Annotated in this window: 20 protein-coding genes; 7 read left to right on the forward strand and 13 right to left on the reverse strand. The window is 65.2% G+C overall.

What is annotated here, in order from left to right; translation table 11 throughout:
* Nucleotides 1–19: 19 nt before the first annotated feature.
* The 10 genes from ACOXXX_RS02885 to coxB all read right to left on the reverse strand — a co-directional run bounded on the left by ACOXXX_RS02885 (nucleotide 20) and on the right by coxB (nucleotide 8,549).
* On the reverse strand, nucleotides 20–844 hold the full coding sequence (locus ACOXXX_RS02885; RefSeq protein WP_422825043.1) for an MBL fold metallo-hydrolase: 825 nt from the start codon (nucleotides 842–844) through the stop codon (nucleotides 20–22).
* A gap of 99 nt (nucleotides 845–943) precedes the next feature.
* Nucleotides 944–1,528, reverse strand: a complete 585-nt coding sequence (locus ACOXXX_RS02890; protein ID WP_422825044.1) for a GNAT family N-acetyltransferase — start codon at nucleotides 1,526–1,528, stop codon at nucleotides 944–946.
* Nucleotides 1,528–2,790: a M16 family metallopeptidase gene (locus ACOXXX_RS02895; protein WP_422825045.1), complete on the reverse strand. Its 1,263-nt coding sequence runs from the start codon at nucleotides 2,788–2,790 to the stop codon at nucleotides 1,528–1,530. Before ACOXXX_RS02895 ends, ACOXXX_RS02890 begins: the two co-directional genes overlap by 1 nt.
* On the reverse strand, nucleotides 2,787–4,175 hold the full coding sequence (thrC, locus tag ACOXXX_RS02900) for a threonine synthase (protein ID WP_422825046.1): 1,389 nt from the start codon (nucleotides 4,173–4,175) through the stop codon (nucleotides 2,787–2,789). Before thrC ends, ACOXXX_RS02895 begins: the two co-directional genes overlap by 4 nt.
* Nucleotides 4,172–4,855 carry an SURF1 family protein gene (locus ACOXXX_RS02905; protein ID WP_422825417.1) on the reverse strand — a complete coding sequence of 228 codons (684 nt, stop codon included), beginning with the start codon at nucleotides 4,853–4,855 and terminating at the stop codon, nucleotides 4,172–4,174. The genes thrC and ACOXXX_RS02905 overlap by 4 nt, the downstream gene beginning before the upstream one ends.
* A 221-nt stretch (nucleotides 4,856–5,076) precedes the next feature.
* A complete protein-coding gene (locus ACOXXX_RS02910) occupies nucleotides 5,077–5,877 on the reverse strand; it encodes a cytochrome c oxidase subunit 3 (protein ID WP_422825047.1) in 801 nt (266 codons plus the stop codon).
* A gap of 30 nt (nucleotides 5,878–5,907) precedes the next feature.
* Nucleotides 5,908–6,486 (reverse strand): cytochrome c oxidase assembly protein, encoded by a 579-nt coding sequence (locus ACOXXX_RS02915; RefSeq protein WP_422825048.1) that lies wholly within the window; start codon nucleotides 6,484–6,486, stop codon nucleotides 5,908–5,910.
* Entirely contained in the window at nucleotides 6,486–6,653 is a 168-nt protein-coding gene (locus ACOXXX_RS02920; protein WP_422825049.1) for a hypothetical protein, read from the reverse strand. Before ACOXXX_RS02920 ends, ACOXXX_RS02915 begins: the two co-directional genes overlap by 1 nt.
* Nucleotides 6,650–7,606, reverse strand: coding sequence for a heme o synthase (cyoE, locus tag ACOXXX_RS02925; RefSeq protein ID WP_422825050.1), 957 nt, complete (start codon nucleotides 7,604–7,606; stop codon nucleotides 6,650–6,652). Before cyoE ends, ACOXXX_RS02920 begins: the two co-directional genes overlap by 4 nt.
* Before the next feature lie 61 nt (nucleotides 7,607–7,667).
* Complete coding sequence (coxB, locus tag ACOXXX_RS02930) at nucleotides 7,668–8,549, reverse strand: cytochrome c oxidase subunit II (protein ID WP_422825051.1); 882 nt, start codon at nucleotides 8,547–8,549, stop codon at nucleotides 7,668–7,670.
* A gap of 185 nt (nucleotides 8,550–8,734) precedes the next feature.
* Here coxB and tldD point away from each other — a divergent pair, with 185 nt between their 5' ends.
* Entirely contained in the window at nucleotides 8,735–10,159 is a 1,425-nt protein-coding gene (gene tldD / locus ACOXXX_RS02935; protein ID WP_422825052.1) for a metalloprotease TldD, read from the forward strand.
* A gap of 88 nt (nucleotides 10,160–10,247) precedes the next feature.
* A complete protein-coding gene (gene dprA, locus ACOXXX_RS02940; RefSeq protein WP_422825053.1) occupies nucleotides 10,248–11,393 on the forward strand; it encodes a DNA-processing protein DprA in 1,146 nt (381 codons plus the stop codon).
* Between the two features lie 6 nt (nucleotides 11,394–11,399).
* Here the strand turns inward: dprA and ACOXXX_RS02945 are convergent, their stop codons facing one another.
* Nucleotides 11,400–11,828, reverse strand: a complete 429-nt coding sequence (locus ACOXXX_RS02945) for a hypothetical protein (protein WP_422825054.1) — start codon at nucleotides 11,826–11,828, stop codon at nucleotides 11,400–11,402.
* 151 nt (nucleotides 11,829–11,979) lie between these two features.
* Between ACOXXX_RS02945 and topA the strand changes: the two genes are divergently transcribed.
* The 5 genes from topA to ACOXXX_RS02970 all read left to right on the forward strand — a co-directional run bounded on the left by topA (nucleotide 11,980) and on the right by ACOXXX_RS02970 (nucleotide 17,027).
* Nucleotides 11,980–14,670: a type I DNA topoisomerase gene (gene topA, locus ACOXXX_RS02950; RefSeq protein WP_422825055.1), complete on the forward strand. Its 2,691-nt coding sequence runs from the start codon at nucleotides 11,980–11,982 to the stop codon at nucleotides 14,668–14,670.
* A gap of 112 nt (nucleotides 14,671–14,782) precedes the next feature.
* Nucleotides 14,783–15,334, forward strand: a complete 552-nt coding sequence (locus ACOXXX_RS02955) for a L,D-transpeptidase (RefSeq protein ID WP_422825056.1) — start codon at nucleotides 14,783–14,785, stop codon at nucleotides 15,332–15,334.
* 82 nt (nucleotides 15,335–15,416) lie between these two features.
* Complete coding sequence (locus ACOXXX_RS02960) at nucleotides 15,417–16,121, forward strand: CoA transferase subunit A (protein WP_422825057.1); 705 nt, start codon at nucleotides 15,417–15,419, stop codon at nucleotides 16,119–16,121.
* Complete coding sequence (locus tag ACOXXX_RS02965) at nucleotides 16,121–16,744, forward strand: CoA transferase subunit B (protein ID WP_422825058.1); 624 nt, start codon at nucleotides 16,121–16,123, stop codon at nucleotides 16,742–16,744. The genes ACOXXX_RS02960 and ACOXXX_RS02965 overlap by 1 nt, the downstream gene beginning before the upstream one ends.
* On the forward strand, nucleotides 16,737–17,027 hold the full coding sequence (locus ACOXXX_RS02970; protein WP_422825059.1) for a GNAT family N-acetyltransferase: 291 nt from the start codon (nucleotides 16,737–16,739) through the stop codon (nucleotides 17,025–17,027). The genes ACOXXX_RS02965 and ACOXXX_RS02970 overlap by 8 nt, the downstream gene beginning before the upstream one ends.
* 9 nt (nucleotides 17,028–17,036) lie before the next feature.
* Here the strand turns inward: ACOXXX_RS02970 and ACOXXX_RS02975 are convergent, their stop codons facing one another.
* Together ACOXXX_RS02975 and ACOXXX_RS02980 are read right to left on the reverse strand one after the other, a co-directional pair.
* Nucleotides 17,037–17,567 carry an adenine phosphoribosyltransferase gene (locus tag ACOXXX_RS02975; protein WP_422825060.1) on the reverse strand — a complete coding sequence of 177 codons (531 nt, stop codon included), beginning with the start codon at nucleotides 17,565–17,567 and terminating at the stop codon, nucleotides 17,037–17,039.
* Nucleotides 17,564–18,448 carry an S-methyl-5'-thioadenosine phosphorylase gene (locus ACOXXX_RS02980; protein WP_422825061.1) on the reverse strand — a complete coding sequence of 295 codons (885 nt, stop codon included), beginning with the start codon at nucleotides 18,446–18,448 and terminating at the stop codon, nucleotides 17,564–17,566. Before ACOXXX_RS02980 ends, ACOXXX_RS02975 begins: the two co-directional genes overlap by 4 nt.
* Nucleotides 18,449–18,564: the final 116 nt, after the last annotated feature.

Genomic DNA, 18,564 nt, shown 5'->3' on the forward strand with positions numbered 1-18,564 from the left:
GCGCAGCCGGTGGGAGGACTTACTCGGTGTCGCGCAGCCAGCTGGGTTGCAGCACCACCACCGTGGGGCGGCTGGGCAGATCGCGCAGCGACACCTCGATGCTGCTGTCGGTCCGGCGGTCGATGGCGAAATCCTTGCTGATCCCGTCGAGGAAGAATTCGAGCGACCGCCCCGAAAACCAGTGCATCGGAATCACCACGCTGGATTTCAGCCGCTGCACGACGCGGATCATCGACGGTAGCTCCATCGTATAGCCGCCATCGACCGGCACCATCACCACGTCGAGCCGCCCGAGGGCGGCGTATTGCTGGTCGTTGGGTTCGTGGTGCAGATGGCCCAGATGGCCGATGCACAGGCCTTCGACCTCGAAGACGAAAATGGAGTTGCCGTTGTCTTCGCGCCCGCCGAACTGCGACCGGATGTCGGTCGACACGTTGCGCACCAGCATCTCGCCCAGATCCAGGTGGTGGTCGATGCCGACGCCGAAGGGGCCCCAGCCGGGCAGAGCGTGCGGGATCGCCGGGTCGGGATTGGGCGTCCAATGCGTGTCATGCGCGTGGTTCATGGTCACGACATCGGGGATCAGGGTGGTGTTGCCGATAAAGCCGGTGAAATCGGTGACCGCGTTCAGCCCGCCCGGCGTCTGGATCAGAAAGGACGCATGCGCGATATAGCTGATCCGCACGTTGTACTCGGCGACCGGCTCGCGAAAGCTGGCCTTGTGCAGGTACTCAAGACCGGGCGCGGCATCCGCCACGGCGATGCAATGGCTGGGGCGGCGGGTGTCCTGGGCGCTGGCGGCACCGGCGGTCAGAAGGACAAGGGCGGCGGCAAGTCGGATCATCGTCGGCTCCTTCACATCTGGACAAAGCCTAACGCAAGATCGCCAAAGGTCAGCCCACAAATGCGTGGGTCAGATTGCGGGCAGATACCCGCGCAAGGCCTAGCCCACCTGCGTGCGCCCGCGCCGGTCCAGCCGCAGCGAGGCATAAAGCACATGCGTCCGCCAGCGGCCGTTGATCTGCAGATAGCTTTGCGCCACGCCCTCGTACTTGAAGCCCGAGCGTTCCAGCAGCCCGCGCGAGGCGACGTTTTCCGGCAGGCAGGCGGCCTCGATACGGCTCAGATCCATGCGTTCAAAGGCGTGATGCACAACCGCCTTGATCGCCTCGGCCATGTAGCCTTGGCGCGCGAAGGGCGCCCCGGTCCAGTAGCCCAGCGTGCCGGACTGCGCCGGGCCGCGGCGGATATTGTCCAGCGTGATCGCGCCCAGCAATGTATCATCGACGCGGCGGACCAGGAAAAGCGGCATCGCAGAGCCGCTGTTGACCGACCGGTTGGCCCAGTAGACGCGGTTGGTAAAGGCCTTGCGGCTCAGGTGGTCGTCGGCCCAGGTCGGCTCCCACGGGGTGAGGAAATCCTCGGACTGGCGGCGCAGCGCGGTCCAGCTGTTGTAATCCGCATGCTGCGGCGGACGCAGGGTCAGACGCTCGGTCTCGATCCGCAGCTTGCGCCGCATCAGCATCATCAGGCCACCCTGCGGGCCTGCAGATCGGCCAGCACGGGCGCGCCCGACACCGGCCCGTAAAGCGCCATCGCGGCAGGCGCGGCCCCGGCAATATGTTCGGCAAAGACCCGGACATCGCCGGTGGTCACATTGTCGATCCGGGCCACCGTCTGTTCGATGGGCGGCACCTCGCCCCAGATCTGCACCATGCGGGCCAGCCGTTCGGCGCGGCTCGATGGGCTTTCCAGGCCCATGAGCAGCCCGGCCTTCATCTGGGCGCGGGCACGGGCGACCTCTTCGGGGCTCATGTCGGTGGCGGCGCGCTTCATCTCGTCCACCGTCAGATGCGCCAGATCGCGCAGCTCGTCACCGCTGGTGCCCGCGTAGATCGTGGTCATGCCGGTGTCGGCATAGGCGCCGGTCTGGGCGAAGATCGTGTAGCACAGCCCGCGTTTCTCGCGCACCTCCTGGAACAGACGGCTCGACATGCCGCCGCCCAGGGCGATGGAATAGACCTGCGCGGTATAGAACCCGTCGTCGCGGTATCCCGGGGATTCGAAGGCCAGCGCGAAATGCGCCTGTTCCAGCTGCTTTTCATGGCGGCTTTCCCCCCCGGAAAACGTGGCCGGATCGGCCGCATCGGCATCGCGCGGCGCCATATCGGCGAAAAGCAGCTCGGCCTGCCGGACAAGGCTGCCGTGATCGACGGCACCGGCGGCGGACAGGATCATCTGGTCGGGGCCGTAATGTTCGGTCACAAAGCCCGCCAGGTCATCGGCATTGAAGCGATTCACGTTCGCCGCCTCGCCCAGAATGGTGCGCCCGATGGGCTGATCGGGATAGGCCATTTCCTGCAGCCAGTCGAAAATCACGTCGTCGGGCGTGTCCAGCGCCTGACCGATCTCTTGCAGGATCACGCCGCGCTCCGTCTCGATCTCGCGCGGATCGAAGACCGGGTTGCGCAGGATGTCGGCGATCACGTCCAGCCCCAGGCCCACGTCGGCCTTGAGGACCCGCGCGTAATAGGCCGTGCATTCGCGACTGGTGTAGGCATTGATGTAGCCGCCCACATCCTCGATCGCCTCGGCGATCTGCAGCGCGCTGCGCGTCTTAGTGCCCTTGAACGCCATGTGTTCCAGAAAATGCGCGATGCCGTTCTGCTCGGGCCGTTCGTGCCGCCCGCCCGCGGTCACCCAGATCCCGATCGAGGCCGATTGCAGGCCGGGCATGTGTTCGGTGACGATGCGAAAGCCGTTGGGCAGGGTGGTGATGTTGACGCTCACGAGGGGATGCGCTCCTTGATCAGGGTTTTGAGGTCGGCAAGATCGTTGCGCGCGCGGGTGACGCGTTCGGGCCGGTTGTAAAGGTCGGCCATCCGCTCGGGCAGGGGCGGGCGAATGCCGCTGGCCTGTTCCACCGCGTCGGGGAATTTCGCCGGATGCGCGGTGGCGAGCGTGATCATCGGCACCTGCGGATCACGCTGCGCCTCGGCCACGGCGACGCCGACGGCGGAATGCGGACACAAAAGCTCACCCATGGTCGCATGGGCCGCGGTGATCGTGGCGAGGGTTTCGTCCTCGCTGACGCGACCGCTGTCGAAATGGTCGCGCAGGGTTTCCAGCGCGCCCTGGCTTACCTTGAAGCCGCCGGTCTTCAGCTCGTCCATCAACTGGCTCACGGCATTGCCGTCGCGACCGTAGGCGTCGAACAGCGCGCGTTCGAAGTTGGAGCTGACCTGGATGTCCATCGACGGCGAAATCGACGGTGTCACCTGATCGGTGCGGTACTCGCCCGAGGTCAGGCAGCGGTGCAGGATGTCGTTCTGGTTCGTGGCCACCACAAGCCGGCCGATGGGCAGGCCCATCTTCTTGGCGATATAGCCCGCGAAGATATCGCCGAAATTGCCGGTGGGCACGGTAAAGCTGACCTTGCGGTCCGGCGCGCCAAGCGAAACGGCGGAAGAGAAGTAGTAGACAACCTGCGCCAGCACCCGCGCCCAGTTGATGCTGTTCACCCCCGCTAGCCGCACGCCGTCGCGGAACTCGAAATCGTTGAACATGTCCTTGAGCCGCGCCTGGCAGTCGTCGAAATGTCCGTCCATCGCGACCGCGTGCACGTTGTCCTCGACCGGCGTGGTCATCTGCCGCCGCTGCACCTCGCTGACGCGGCCATGCGGGTAGAGGATGAAGACATCGACCGCATCCAGCCCCCGGAACGCCTCGATCGCGGCGCTGCCGGTGTCGCCCGAGGTGGCACCGACGATGGTCACGCGCTCCCCGCGCCGGGTCAGCGCCTCTTCGAACAGCTGGCCGATCAGCTGCATGGCGAAATCCTTGAACGCCAGTGTCGGCCCGTGAAACAGTTCCAGCAGGAAATGCCCCGGGGCAAGCTGCACCAAAGGCGCGCGCGCGCCGTGGCCGAATCCCGCATAGCTCCTGGCGATGAGATCGGCAAAGACCTCGTCGGTGAAACCCTCGCCGACAAACGGCCGCATCACCCGGAACGCGACCTCCTCATAGCTCAGCCCGTGCAGCGCCCGGATGTCATCGGCGGACATCTGCGGAACCGGCTCGGGCACATAAAGCCCGCCATCGCGCGCCAGCCCCGACAGCATCGCCTCTTCAAAGCTGAGGGAAGGGGCTTTTCCCCGGGTCGAGATGTATTTCATGCCTTGGGGCCTTTGTCTTTGTTGCGCTGGCGCAGAATCAGGGCGCCGGTCATCACCGCCCAGACCGCCGCCAGCGAAAACCATGTGATCGCGTACTGCAAGTGATCGTTCGGAATTCCGGTCGTGTCCACCGGCAAGGGCCGCAGCCCCGGATCGGTGGGGTCGACCTCGCGGGCGATCACCAGCAGCGGTTCGGTCTGCAGCACCTCGGCCATTGCGCCGATGTCGCGGGCGAACCAGATGTTACCCTCGACGTCATTCTCGGGCGTCGACGCATTGCGGTCGTCGGGCCAGTGCAGGTTGCCGGTGACCTGCGCCGCCCCGCCGCTGCGTGGCGCGTCGCCATCCGCCACCGGGACAAAGCCGCGGTCCAGCAGAACCCGGCGGTCGCCGGTGTCGAAGGGCGAAATGATCCGGTAGCCCGCGCCGACCTGTTTGACCGACACCAGAACCCGCAGCTCCTCGTCGCCGATCATCCCGTCCAGCACCACCGGCTGATATCTCTGTTCGGTGGGCGAAACCATGACCGGCAGCGGCTCTGGCGCGCCCGCGATGCGCGTTTCGATCTGATCCAGAATGCCGCGCTTCCAGTCCAGCCGCTGCAGCTGCCAGATGCCAAGGCTCAGCAGGATGCCGACCCCCAGAAGGCCGAACAGCAATGGCGCCAGAATGCGTTTCACCTGCAACGGGTCACGTCCTTGTCTTGCGCGCCAGCCCGGGCGCGACATGATGCGCACCTGCCTTAGCGCGGTGGCGCGGCGGTCTCAACTCGAATGCAGATGTTTCATCTGCCCGGAAATACTTCGGGGGAGTCGCGGCCTGCCGCGACGGGGGCAGCGCCCCCGAAATGCAAAACGCCCGCCGAAAAGCGGGCGCTTGCGTTTTTCAAAGCAGACCGGTCTCAGCCGCCCCAGACGTAGACCGCGGCAAAGAGGAACAGCCACACGACGTCGACGAAGTGCCAGTACCAGGCCGCGGCCTCGAAACCGACGTGTTTGGTCGGGGTGAAATGTCCCTTCATCAGCCGCAGCAGGCAGACAAACAGGAAGATCGTGCCGATGATCACATGCGCGCCGTGAAAGCCCGTCGCCATGAAGAAGTTGGCACCGTAGATGTTGCCCGAGAAGCCAAAGGCGGCGTGGCTGTATTCATAGACCTGAAAGGCGGTGAAGAGCACACCCAGCGCGATCGCCAGGATCAGGCCGTTCTTCATGTCGGTGCGGTTGTTCTCATGCACCAGCGCGTGGTGCGCCCAGGTGGCCGCAGCGCCCGAGCACAGCAGGATCAGCGTGTTGATCAGCGGCAGGTGCCAGGGGTCGAAGGTTTCGATGCCCACTGGCGGCCAGACGCCATCGACCGCCGGGCTGTCGGGGCCCATCGGGTACATCGCGTGTTTGAAAAAGCTCCAGAACCACGCGAAAAAGAACATCACCTCGGACATGATGAACAGGATGAACCCGTATTTCAGACCGATCTGGACGACGGGCGTGTGATCGCCCACCTGGCTTTCGGTCACCACTTCGGCCCACCAGCCGAACATCACGTAGAGCGTGCCCACAAGGCCGATCAGCAGCATCCACGGACCGCTGCCGTGGAAGAAAAGCACGGCCCCGAAAAGCATCACGAATCCAGCCACGGCTCCGAGCAGCGGCCAGATTGAGGGGTTCAGAATGTGGTAGTCGTGGTTCTTAGCATGCGCCATCGTGGGTCCCTCGTTGGTCAGGCATATCGGTTAGTTGACGGACGTATCCGCATCGGTGTCCAGCGCGGCCTGCGTGTCTTCGGGCAGGTCGATCTGGTAAAAGGTATAGGACAGCGTGATTTCGTTGATGTACTTCGCATCGCGGTCGGTGGCGATCTCGGGATCGACGAAAAAGTTCACCGGCATCTCGACGCGCTCTCCGGGCATCAGCACCTGTTCGGTGAAGCAGAAACATTCGATCTTGTTGAAGAATCCGCCTGCCTCGAACGGCGTGACGTTGTAAGACGCCTGTCCGGCGATTGGCTTGTCGGTGGGATTGTAGGCTTCGTAGAACGCCAGCCCGTCTTCACCGATCTTCATTTTCATGGTGCGTTCCATGGGCTTGAATTCCCAGGCCATGCCTTTCTCGACATTGCCGTCGAAGCGCACCGTGATTTCGCGGTCCAGCACCGTGTCGCTGCCCGCATCGGCCACCTGCGTCACCCCGCCGAAGCCGGTGACGCGGCAGAACCAGTCGTAGAACGGCACCGACGCCCAAGCCAGCGCGCCCATGGTCAGCACGACGCTCAGCAGCTGCACCACCGTTTTCGATTTCGGATCCATCGCCATCAGTTCGCCTCCACCGCCGGGGCGCGCACGGGTTCATAGTCACCGCGCGAGACCTTGACGACCGTCAGGCCAAAGATCACCGCGATGAACGACGCCAGCACCAGGCCGACGCCCAGGTTGCGCCCGAACCGGCGGGTGTGAATTTCGTGGGTTTTGTTCAGGCTCATGACCAGACCCCCAGGTCCAGCCCGGCAAAGCCCAGACGGGTCAGCGCCGCTTCGATCAGGATCGCGCCGAAATGCGCGAAAAGATAGAGGAGCGACAGCTTGAAGAAGCTCTTCTCGGCCTTGAAGTTGTCGGCCTCCGATGCCGCTTCGTCGCGGCGCCAGATGTCGATGGCGCCCTTGACGAAGAGCGTGTTGAGCACCAGCGCCGTCACCAGATAGATCGGCCCGCCGGCCGAGGTAAAGGCCATGGCCAGCGCCAATGCGGCCAGCAGCAGCGTGTAGACCAGGATGTGGTTGCGGGTACTGCGGCGTCCGTGGGTCACGGTCAGCATCGGCACGCCGGCATGGTCGTAATCCTTGCGGATGAAAAGCGCCAAAGCCCAGAAATGCGGCGGCGTCCACATGAACGTCAGGCAGAACATCAGCACCGATTCGGGTGCGATTCCACCCGTGGCCGCGGCCCAGCCGATCATCGGAGGAAACGCACCGGCGGCGCCGCCGATGACGATGTTCTGCGGCGTCCAGCGCTTGAGCCACATGGTGTAGATCACCACGTAGAAAAAGATCGTAAAGGCCAGAAGCCCACCCGCGACCCAGTTGGTCGCAAGGCCTAGGAACACGACGGACAGGACCGACAGGAACAGACCGATGGCCAGCGCCTCGTCTCCGGTGACCTTGCCCGCCGGAATGGGGCGGCGCGCCGTGCGCTTCATCACCGCGTCGATATCCGCATCCCACCACATGTTGAGCGCGCCCGACGCGCCGCCGCCCACGGCGATGAACAGGATCGCGCAGAAGGCCACGAAGGGGTGCAGCGGCACCGGCGCGGCCAAGAGGCCCACCAGCGCCGTGAACACGACAAGCGTCATCACGCGCGGTTTCAGCAGGGCGAAATAATCGCCGAACTGCGCCTCGCCCTCAAGGCCGCCCTCGTTGATGCTTGCATCGGTCATGTCGTGCCTTCAGTTTCCGAACTTCGCCCGGAGCACCTCGGATGGGCGCCCCGACGCAGGTTTACTTGGATGCCACCTGGTAGCTTTGCGGCGTGCCTGCGTATTCCTCGATCGCGCCTTCGAGCCAGGCGTCATACTCTTCTTGGCTTACCACCTTGACGGTGATCGGCATGTAGGCATGCGCCTGACCGCAAAGTTCCGAACACTGGCCGAAGTAGATGCCTTCCTGCTCGGCCTTGAACCAAAGCTGCGCAAGGCGACCCGGAATGCCATCCTGCTTTACGCCGAAGGCGGGAATGGTCCAGCTGTGGATCACGTCGCCGCCGGTGACCTGAATGACCACGGTCTTGTCCACGGGCACCACGACGGCGGTATCGGTCGCCAGAAGCCATTCGTCCTCGGAATATCCGGCCTCTTCCAGCTGCGCGACGACCTCGTCGGTCTTGCGGTTCTCGCCGCCGGTGGCGGGCGAGCCGATCATGTAGCTGTCGAAGGCGAAATCGTGATCGACGTATTCATAGCCCCAGTACCACTGGTAGCCGGTCGCCTTGATGGTCACGTCGGCGGCCGGGATTTCCTGCTGCTTGAACAGCACCGGCAGGGAGAAGGCACCGATGAAGACCAGAATCACGATCGGGATGATCGTCCATGCAATCTCGATCGGGGAGTTGTGGGTGAAGGTCGCGGGCGTCTTGTTGGCGCGGCCGTTGAACCGCACGATGCACCAGCCCAGCAGGACCACAACAAAAGCGGTGATGGCGAAGATGATCACGTTGACCATGCCATCGAGCCAGTGAATGTCGCGCGCCAGTTCCGTCACGGCGGGCTGAAAGCCCATCGCGCCGTCGACCGGGCGTCCGATGATCTCAAGTCCCTCTTGGGCCAGTGCCGGTGTGGCCGCGAGGGCACCCATAAGGCCCGTCAGCATTGTTTTAAGTCGCATGTCTCACCCTGATCGGTTGCTGTTCGTCATTCTGCGCCGCGGGGGTGGTCCGGTGCAAGCCTGCATCGGCCGCGCATGCACCCCCATTGTGCTCTGGACGCTTAAAACCATATTCTTGGATGTAGATAAAGAATGATGCTTGCGGCAAACGGACGCTTGCACCCAAAGTATGAGAGCGAAATCCAATGTCAGACCAGCCTTTCCGCCCGTTCGAGACGGCGCTCGACCTTGACCGCAGCCTTGCCACGCTGCGCGAAACGCTGGTCGGGGCCGATGACGGCGAGCTTTTCCTCGAACGCCGCCGGTCCGAGGGGCTGTTGCTGGACGACGGGCGGGTCAAATCCGCGAACTTCGAGGCGTCCGAGGGATTCGGCCTGCGCGCCGTGCGCGGAGAGGTGGCGGGATACGCCCATTCCACCGATCTGAGCGAGTCCGCCCTGACGCGCGCGTCGGAAACCGCGCGTCTGGCCGTGGGCGCGGGGGGTGGGCTGCTGGCCGATGCGCCGCCGCGCACCAACCGCACGCTTTATACAGATGCCGACCCCATCGCCGGGCAGGCCTTTCCGGTCAAGATCGGCACCCTGCGCGACATCGACGCCTTCGCCCGCGATCTCGACCCCCGGGTGGTGCAGGTCACCGCGTCTATCGCGGCCTCGTGTCAGGAGGTGGCCATCCTGCGCGCCGACGGCACGCTGGTGACGGATGTGCGCCCGATGACCCGCGTGAACGTCAGCGTGATCGTCGAAGAGAACGGCCGCCGCGAGGCGGGCAGCGCCGGTGGCGGCGGGCGCGTCACGCTGGACGGTCTGCTGGAGCCGCAGGACTGGCAGTCCAAGGCGCGCGAGGCGCTGCGCGTGGCGCTGGTGAACCTGTCGGCCGAACCTGCGCCCGCAGGCGTCATGGACATCGTGCTGGGCCCGGGCTGGCCCGGCATCCTGCTGCACGAAGCCGTGGGCCACGGGCTCGAGGGGGATTTCAACCGCAAGGGCAGTTCGGCCTTTGCCGGGCTCATGGGCCAGCGCGTCGCGGCCCCCGGCGTGACCGTGCTGGACGACGGCACCATCCCCGACCGGCGCGGGTCGATCACCATCGACGACGAAGGCACGCCGTCGGGCAAGAACGTGCTGATCGAGGACGGCATTCTGGTGGGCTACATGCAGGACCGGCAGAACGCGCGCCTGATGGGCGTGGCGCCCACTGGCAACGGGCGGCGCCAATCCTACGCCCATGCGCCGATGCCACGGATGACCAACACCTACATGCTGGGCGGCGACGCCACGCCGGCCGATCTGGTCGCGGACCTCAAGGACGGGATCTATGCCGTGGGATTCGGCGGCGGCCAGGTGGACATCACCAACGGCAAGTTCGTGTTTTCCTGCACCGAGGCCTACCGCGTGAAGAACGGCAAGGTCGGCCATGCGGTCAAGGGCGCCACCCTGATCGGTGACGGCGCCACGGCGTTGCAGCAGATCCGGGCGCTTGGCAACGACATGGCGCTTGATCCCGGCATGGGCAACTGCGGAAAACAGGGCCAATGGGTGCCGGTCGGCGTGGGCCAGCCCACGGTGATGATCGGCGGGCTGACCGTGGGCGGCGCGCAGGCGGGGTAGGGGCCGCCCCCCCCCAACAATCCGCGATCTGTTCATGTCCGGTTAACCAACCGTACGCTATCACATCCTGGCAAGCGACGGAGTCAGGATGACAGGGCAAGCAAATTCTTCCACTCACCCCCTACTCCCACCCACCTCGGAAGACGACCGGTTGGACTGGCTTCGTCTCTTGCGCTCGCGCCGTGTCGGCGTGTCGACCTTCTACCGGCTGATGGCCGATCACGGCACCGCCCGGGCGGCGCTTGCCGCCCTGCCCGAGGTGGCCGCCGCCGCCGGGGTCGAAGGCTACAAGATCTGCCCCGAAGGCGTCGTTCTGGCCGAATGGAAATCGGCGCGCATGGCCCGCGCCCGGCTGATCTGCCGGGGCGAGGCAGGCTATCCTACCGCCCTTGCCGATCTTGCCGATGCCCCGCCGATGCTCTGGGCGGTGGGCGATCCGGCGTTGCTGATGCGGCCGATGGTGGCGCTGGTGGGGGCGCGCAACGCCTCGTCGCTGGGGACCCGCATGGCCCGCGCGCTGGCCCAGGGGCTGGGCGAGGCGGGGTTCGTCATCGTGTCGGGCCTTGCCCGTGGCATCGACACGGCGGCGCATATGGCCAGCCTGGGCACCGGCACCATCGCGGTGCTGGGCGGCGGGGTCGACGTGCTTTACCCATCGGAAAACGCCAAGCTGGCCGAGGATATGGTGCATGCAGGCGGCCTGCGCCTGAGCGAACAGCCGATGGGCCTGCAACCGCAGGCCCGCCACTTTCCTGCCCGCAACCGCATCATCTCGGGCCTGGCACAAGCCACCGTTGTGGTCGAGGCGGCGGCGAAATCCGGCTCTCTCATCACCGCGCGGTGCGCGCTCGATCAGGGGCGCGAGGTGCTGGCCGTGCCGGGCCATCCCTTCGATGCGCGCGCGGGCGGCTGCAACATGCTGATCCGCGACGGCGCACGGCTGGTGCGCAGCGCCGAGGATGTGATCGAGGCCCTGCCGCCTGTCGACGCGCCCGCGCCGCAGCCCGTGCTGGACCTGCCGGAACCGGCGGCGCGCCCGGCAAAACCGCTGCCCGACACCGCGCGCCTGCACCGTGCGATTCTCGAACGGCTGGGACCGTCGCCTATGGCCGAGGATCAGTTGATTCGCGACATGGATGCCCCGGCGCATCACCTGGGCCCCGCGCTCACCGACCTGGAACTGGCAGGCCAGATCACCCGCCAGCCTGGCGGGCTGCTGGCGCGGACGGTCTGATCGTCCTCAGCCGCACACCTCGGGGATCACCGATTGCCAGAGCGGGCAGAATTCGGGGTTGTACCACCAGGCGTCCGTCGCCCCAAGCGCCCAGTGCACCGCGACCCAGGTGTCGCCCGACCGCCGGAACAGCGCCTGGTATCGCGGTCCGTCCATATACTCCGGATCGATCAGCCCGCGCCGGTAATCCGGGGTCCGGTAAAGGTCGATCTCGCCCCCTCCGGCGCGGGTCGCGCGCAGGTTTCCGAACGCCACGTCCCCCTGCACCCGCAGGTCCGACACCACAAAGACCACCGGCGCGCCCAACTGCCATTCCGCATGCGGGCGCAGCGCATCCATCAGCGCGGCGCGCGTCGCTGTGCCGCGGTCCGGCGTGCTCCAACCCAGGGCCGAGACGGGCAGACAAAACAGCAAAATCCCCAACAAATACCGCATTCCGATCCTCCCCTGCGCCTGCTTCCCGTCATGCCACAAACCGCGCCCGGCCCCAAGCGTCAGAGCGGCGCGGATTGACAAATATCCCTTGCACCCCACATGCCAGAACGCCATACGCGAGCCATCTGTTGCCCCGAAAGGTCCATTTTTCATGCCCGTCGTTGTCGTAGAATCCCCGGCCAAGGCCAAGACGATCAACAAATATCTCGGGTCCGACTACACCGTTCTGGCCTCTTACGGCCATGTGCGCGACCTGCCGCCCAAGGACGGGTCGGTCGACACCGAAAACGGCTTTGACATGACCTGGGAGGTGGCCAACGACAGCCGCAAACACGTGTCGGCCATCGCCGAGGCGCTGAAATCCGACAATGCGCTCATTCTCGCCACCGACCCCGACCGCGAGGGAGAGGCGATCAGCTGGCACCTCAAGGAGGCGTTGACCAAACGCCGGTCGATCAAGAAGGACACGGCCGTCAGCCGCGTGACCTTCAACGCGATCACCAAACAGGCGGTGACCGAGGCGATGGCCAATCCGCGCGACATCGACGCGCCGCTGGTCGAGGCCTATCTGGCGCGCCGCGCGCTTGACTACCTCGTCGGTTTCAACCTGTCGCCGGTGCTCTGGCGCAAGCTGCCGGGGGCCCGGTCGGCGGGCCGGGTGCAGTCGGTATGCCTGCGCCTCATCGTCGAGCGCGAGATGGAGATCGAGGCGTTCAATCCGCGCGAATACTGGCAGGTCAAGGCGCAGCTGGCGACGCCGCGCGGCCAGGAATACGAGGCGCGGCTGACGAAGCTCGCGGGCAAGAAGCTTGACCGTTACGACCTTGAAAACCGCACCCAGGCCGAACTGGCCGTGCAGGCGGTGATCAGCCGCGAGCTGAGCGTGACTTCGGTCGAGGCCAAGCCCGCCAACCGCAACCCTTCGGCCCCGTTCATGACCTCGACCCTGCAGCAGGAGGCGAGCCGCAAGTTCGGAATGGGCGCCAAGATCTGCATGTCCACCGCGCAGCGGCTTTATGAGGCCGGGCACATCACCTACATGCGGACCGACGGCATCGACATGGCCCCCGAGGCGGTGCAAGAAGCGCGCAGCGCGATCAAGGATCGTTACGGCGACAAATACGTGCCCAGCAGCCCGCGCATCTACAAGAACAAGGCCAAGAACGCGCAGGAAGCGCATGAATGCATCCGGCCCACCGACATGGCCAAGGATGCCGAGGCGCTGAAACTGCGCGATGCCGACCAGCGCAAGCTTTACGATCTGATCTGGAAGCGCACGCTGGCCTGCCAGATGGAAGCCGCGCGGATGGAACGCACCACCGTCGACATCGGCAGCCGCGACGGCCAGGTCGAACTGCGCGCCACCGGTCAGGTGGTGCTGTTCGACGGCTTCCTCAAGGTCTATGAGGAAGGCCGCGACGAACCGGTCGAGGATGACGACAAGCGCCTGCCGCAGATCAGCGAGGGCGAGCCCGCAAAATTCGGCAAATCCGGCCTCAAGGCCGATTACACCAAGGCCACCACCCGGGCCGAGGACGGCGGCGCCGCCGACAAGGGCGCTGTTGCGGTGCTGTCGGACAATGCCGCCGTGCTGGCCACGCAATCGCACACCCAGCCACCGCCGCGCTATACCGAGGCGACGCTGGTCAAGAAGATGGAAGAGTTGGGGATCGGCCGCCCGTCGACCTATGCCAGCGTGATCACCACGATCCAGGACCGCGAATACGTCCGCAAGGACAAGAACCGCCTTTTCCCCGAGGACAAGGGCCGGATCGTCACAATCTTTCTGCTGAATTTCTTCAAGCGCTACATCGAGTACGATTTCACCGCCGCGCTTGAGGACGAGCTTGACGACGTCAGCGCGGGCCAGAAGGACTACAAGGATCTGCTGGGCCGGTTCTGGCGCGACTTTTCCGCCGCGATTTCCGAAACTTCCGATCTGCGCATTGCCGAGGTGCTGGATGTGCTGGACGACGCGCTTGCGCCGCAGCTTTATCCGCCGCGCGAGGATGGCAGCGATCCGCGCACCTGTCCGCTCTGTGGCGAAGGCAAGCTGCACCTCAAGACCTCGCGCACCGGCGGCTTTGTCGGCTGCGGGCGCTATCCGGAATGCCGCTATACCCGCCCCATCGGCGGCGACGCGGCCGAGACCGAAGACAGGGTCCTGGGCGAGGATCAGGGGGACGAGATCTCCCTTCGCACCGGTCGGTTCGGGCCTTACGTGCAGCGCGGCGAGGTGACCGAGGAGAACAAGCGCCCGAAACGCGCCAGCTTGCCCAAGGGCTGGCAGGCCGAGGATATGACGCTGGAAAAGGCGCTGACGCTGCTCAGCCTGCCCCGCTCCATCGGCATGCACCCCGATGGCGGCGAGATGAAGAGCAATTTTGGCCGGTTCGGCCCCTACATCATGCACCAGCTGCCGGACGAGGCAAAGCCCGTCTACGCCAGCCTCAAGGACCCGCAGGACGTGTTCGAAGTGGGCATGAACCGCGCGGTCGAGCTTTTGGCCGAAAAGCGCGCCAACCCCGGCGGGCGCGGCAGAACGGCGGCCAAGCCGTTGAAAGAACTGGGTGAACATCCCGAAGGCGGCGGCGCCGTCAGTGTCATGGAAGGCCGCTATGGCCCCTATGTGAAGTGGGAAAAGGTAAATGCGACCCTGCCCAAAGGGACCGAACCCGATGACGTGACCATGGCCATGGCGGTAGACCTCATCGCTGAAAAGGCCGCCAAGTCGGGCAAGAAGGCGCCCAAGAAAAAGTCCGCCGCCAAGAAACCCGCCGCGAAAAAGGCCGCGGCCAAGAAACCTGCGGCCAAAAAGGCCGCATCCAAAGGCAATGACTGACCGGATGGGCCGAAAGCCGCCGGTCTCACGCCGCTTCAAGCGCATGTGATTGGTCAATCCCGGGGCCGGTCGGCAGGTTGCCGGAAAACAGGCAATTCCGAAAGGTCCCGTCATGGCACACCATCTCAACCGTCGCGCGCTGCTTTTGGGCGCCGCCGCAACCGCCCTGCCGCTGCAGGTACTGGCCGCGCCGTCGATCAACCGCGCCAACATCTCGAGCTTCGTGAGCCAGGACTGGCGCGATCACTTCGAAACGCTGGGGCAGGGGGCCATCGTCTGCGACACCGCCAGCCGGGCTCTGCATTTCTGGAACGCCGACGGCACCGATTACCGTATCTACCCGACCTCGGTGCCCCGGACCGACGAGCTGACCAAGCGCGGCTATACCAGCATCGTGCGCAAGAAGGTCGGGCCCAGCTGGACCCCGACAGCCAGCCAGATGGAACGCTTTCCCGACTGGGAGCCGGTGGCAGGCGGCGCGCCCGACAATCCGCTGGGCACCCATGCCATGTACCTGGACTGGCCCGCCTATCTGATCCACGGCACCCACGACACCCGCAAGATCGGGCGGCCGTCGTCGGATGGATGCATCGGGCTTTATAACGAAAAGATCGCCGAACTCTTTGCGATCACGCCCATCGGCACGCAGGTGCGGCTGATCTGAGGTCGCGCCGCACTGCGGCATCCGCGTTGACTTATCCCCTTGCGCGCGCCACAACTCGGGCCAATCAGCAAGGAGCGTTGTCATGAAGAAAGTGTACGGCTCGGCGGCAGAGGCCCTTGATGGGCTTTTGCACGACGGCATGTTCATCGCTGCGGGGGGCTTTGGCCTCTGCGGCATTCCCGAACTGCTGCTGCAGGCGATCAAGGACGCCGGCACCAAGGACCTGACCTTTGCGTCCAACAACGCGGGCGTCGACGATTTCGGCATCGGCATCCTGCTGCAGACACGGCAGGTGAAGAAGATGATCAGCTCTTACGTCGGTGAAAACGCCGAATTCATGCGGCAGTACCTGTCGGGCGAGCTTGAGCTTGAATTTAACCCGCAAGGCACGCTGGCCGAGCGCATGCGCGCGGGCGGCTGCGGCATCCCGGGCTTCTACACCAAGACCGGCGTCGGCACGCGGATCGCGGAAGGCAAGGAACACAAGGATTTCGACGGCGAAACCTACATCATGGAGCGGGGCATCGTCGCCGACCTGTCGATCGTCAAGGCATGGAAGGCCGACGACACCGGCAACCTGGTGTTCCGCAAGACCGCCCGCAATTTCAACCCGCCCGCCGCAATGTGCGGCAAGACCTGTGTGGTCGAGGTCGAAGAGATCGTCGAACGCGGCAGCCTTGATCCCGATCACATCCACCTGCCGGGCATCTTCGTGCACCGGATCATCCAGGGCACGCATGAAAAGCGGATCGAAAAAGTCACCACACGCAGCCGGGAGGACGCATAATGCCCTGGGACCGCAACCAGATGGCCGAAAGGGCCGCGCAAGAGCTTGAAGACGGCATGTACGTGAACCTCGGCATCGGGATTCCGACGCTGGTGGCAAACTACGTGGGCGACAAGGACATCACCCTGCAGTCCGAAAACGGCATGCTGGGCATGGGGCCCTTCCCGTTCGAGGGCGAGGAAGACCCCGATCTGATCAACGCGGGCAAGCAGACAATCACCGAACTGGCGCGGACCTCGTATTTCGACAGCGCCATGTCCTTTGGCATGATCCGCGGCGGCAAGATCGCGGCGGCGATCCTGGGCGCGATGGAGGTGGCCGAAAACGGTGATCTCGCGAACTGGATGATCCCGGGCAAGCTGGTGAAGGGCATGGGCGGCGCCATGGACCTCGTGGCCGGCGTCAAGAAGGTCATCGTGGTCATGGATCACACCAACAAGGCTGGTGAATCGAAGCTGCTCAAGGAATGCACGCTGCCGCTGACCGGTACGGGCGTGGTCGACCGGATCATCACCAACCTCGGCGTGCTCGATGTGGTCGAGGGCGGGCTGAAGATCGTCGAATGCGCCGAGGGCGTGACCGAGGACGAGATTCGCGCCGCGACCGAGGCGACGCTTGTCTGAGTTCGACATCGCCCGCGAGGTCGAGGGATCGCGCGGGCGCTACGTGATCCGGCAGGGCGGGCACGAGGCGGAGCTGACCTATTCCATCTCGTCCCCGACCATGGTCATTGCCGATCATACCGGTGTGCCTGACGCTCTGCGCGGCACCGGGGCGGGGCTGGCGCTGGTCGAGCGGCTGGTCGCGGATGCCCGCGCCGAAGGGTTCCGGATCGTGCCGCTTTGTCCCTTCGTAAACGCGCAGCGCCGCCGTCATCCCGACTGGGCCGACGCCTTCAACGTCTGACGCGGGGCGTCAGGCCCCGTCAAAGGTGCAGAGCGCATGCACCTCCATCCCCAGCGCCTCTATCCGCTTGCGACCGCCCAGTTCGGGCAGGTCGACGATGAAGGCGCAGCCGATGATCTCGCCGCCCAACCGCTCGACCAGCTTGATCCCGGCCTCGGCGGTGCCCCCGGTGGCCAGCAGGTCGTCGACCACCAGAATACGTTCGCCCGGCTGGATCGCGTCGTCATGCACCTCGACCACGGCAGAGCCGTATTCCAGTGTGTATTCCTCGGAAATGACCTTGCCGGGCAGCTTGCCCTTCTTGCGGATCGGGACGAAACCGGCCGACAGCTGATGCGCCACCGCGCCGCCCAGGATGAATCCGCGCGCCTCAAGCCCTACGACCTTGTCGAACCGTACACCCGCGTAGGGGTGCAAGAGCTGGTCAATGGCCATGCGAAACCCGCGCGGATCGGCGAAAAGCGTGGTCACATCGCGGAACATGATCCCCTCGTGTGGGAAATCCGGGATGGTGCGGATGTAATCCTGAACGGTCTTCATGCGCTTGCCCCCAGCACCCGGCCCGCCACCGCGTCGAGCTTGGCCATCAGCTCCGGGTCGCGGTTGGGTTCCTGCGTCAGGATGGCGAATTCGAGCGCCCGGTCGCAGCCGTGCGGGCAGGGCGCCCGGTCGGGGCCGAGAAGCGCGGGCAAGCGCGCGACGAGGTCCCGCCCCTTGTCGGCATTGCCCATGAGCGTGGCGATGATTTGCGTCACGTCGACCTCGCCGTGGTCGGGATGCCAGCTGTCATAGTCGGTGATCATCGCGACAGAGGCATAGCAAAGCTCGGCCTCGCGCGCGAGCTTGGCCTCGGGCATGTTGGTCATGCCGATGACATCCGCGCCCCAGCTTTCCCGGTACATCTTCGATTCCGCCAGGGTCGAGAATTGCGGGCCCTCCATGGCCAGATAGGTGCCGCCCTCGTGCACGGTGATGCCAGCGTCGCGCGCGGCCGTCAGGCACGCCGCCCCCAGACGCGGGCAGGTCGGATGCGCCACCGACACATGCGCCACGCAGCCCGTACCGAAAAAGCTCTTTTCCCGCGCAAAGGTCCGGTCGATGAACTGGTCGACGATCACGAAATCTCCTGGCGCCATTTCTTCGCGGAACGACCCGCAAGCGCTGACGCTGATCACATCCGTGACCCCCAGCCGTTTCAGCGCATCGATATTGGCGCGGTAGGGCACGGTGGTCGGGCTGTGCACATGACCGCGCCCGTGTCGCGGCAGAAAGGCCATCCTCACCCCGCCCAGACTGCCGGTCAGGATCTGGTCGGACGGCGCGCCCCAGGGGCCCGTCACGGTCATCCATTCCGCGCCGTCCAGCCCGTCGATGTCATAGATCCCCGACCCGCCGATCACGCCAATCATCGTTTCCGTCATGTCACACCCCTTTGGATTGCAGCGGCAGACTGCACCGGGCGGCGCGCGATGAAAAGTCAAACCGACGCGAAGCTGCACCGGTTGCGCAAAGCCTGAGCATCGGGCGCGCCCGATGG

Source organism: Thalassococcus sp. BH17M4-6 (assembly GCF_049323015.1).
Taxonomy (GTDB): Bacteria; Pseudomonadota; Alphaproteobacteria; order Rhodobacterales; family Rhodobacteraceae; genus Puniceibacterium.

What these genes read in the sequence shown, in the direction of transcription:
- ACOXXX_RS02885 (WP_422825043.1), bottom strand. Translation starts at nt 844, where the DNA reads ATGATCCGACTTGCCGCCGCCCTTGTCCTTCTGACCGCCGGTGCCGCC.
- ACOXXX_RS02890 (WP_422825044.1), bottom strand. Translation starts at nt 1,528, where the DNA reads ATGATGCTGATGCGGCGCAAGCTGCGGATCGAGACCGAGCGTCTGACC.
- thrC (WP_422825046.1), bottom strand. Translation starts at nt 4,175, where the DNA reads ATGAAATACATCTCGACCCGGGGAAAAGCCCCTTCCCTCAGCTTTGAA.
- ACOXXX_RS02910 (WP_422825047.1), bottom strand. Translation starts at nt 5,877, where the DNA reads ATGGCGCATGCTAAGAACCACGACTACCACATTCTGAACCCCTCAATC.
- ACOXXX_RS02915 (WP_422825048.1), bottom strand. Translation starts at nt 6,486, where the DNA reads ATGGCGATGGATCCGAAATCGAAAACGGTGGTGCAGCTGCTGAGCGTC.
- ACOXXX_RS02920 (WP_422825049.1), bottom strand. Translation starts at nt 6,653, where the DNA reads ATGAGCCTGAACAAAACCCACGAAATTCACACCCGCCGGTTCGGGCGC.
- cyoE (WP_422825050.1), bottom strand. Translation starts at nt 7,606, where the DNA reads ATGACCGATGCAAGCATCAACGAGGGCGGCCTTGAGGGCGAGGCGCAG.
- coxB (WP_422825051.1), bottom strand. Translation starts at nt 8,549, where the DNA reads ATGCGACTTAAAACAATGCTGACGGGCCTTATGGGTGCCCTCGCGGCC.
- tldD (WP_422825052.1), top strand. Translation starts at nt 8,735, where the DNA reads ATGTCAGACCAGCCTTTCCGCCCGTTCGAGACGGCGCTCGACCTTGAC.
- dprA (WP_422825053.1), top strand. Translation starts at nt 10,248, where the DNA reads ATGACAGGGCAAGCAAATTCTTCCACTCACCCCCTACTCCCACCCACC.
- ACOXXX_RS02945 (WP_422825054.1), bottom strand. Translation starts at nt 11,828, where the DNA reads ATGCGGTATTTGTTGGGGATTTTGCTGTTTTGTCTGCCCGTCTCGGCC.
- topA (WP_422825055.1), top strand. Translation starts at nt 11,980, where the DNA reads ATGCCCGTCGTTGTCGTAGAATCCCCGGCCAAGGCCAAGACGATCAAC.
- ACOXXX_RS02955 (WP_422825056.1), top strand. Translation starts at nt 14,783, where the DNA reads ATGGCACACCATCTCAACCGTCGCGCGCTGCTTTTGGGCGCCGCCGCA.
- ACOXXX_RS02960 (WP_422825057.1), top strand. Translation starts at nt 15,417, where the DNA reads ATGAAGAAAGTGTACGGCTCGGCGGCAGAGGCCCTTGATGGGCTTTTG.
- ACOXXX_RS02965 (WP_422825058.1), top strand. Translation starts at nt 16,121, where the DNA reads ATGCCCTGGGACCGCAACCAGATGGCCGAAAGGGCCGCGCAAGAGCTT.
- ACOXXX_RS02975 (WP_422825060.1), bottom strand. Translation starts at nt 17,567, where the DNA reads ATGAAGACCGTTCAGGATTACATCCGCACCATCCCGGATTTCCCACAC.
- ACOXXX_RS02980 (WP_422825061.1), bottom strand. Translation starts at nt 18,448, where the DNA reads ATGACGGAAACGATGATTGGCGTGATCGGCGGGTCGGGGATCTATGAC.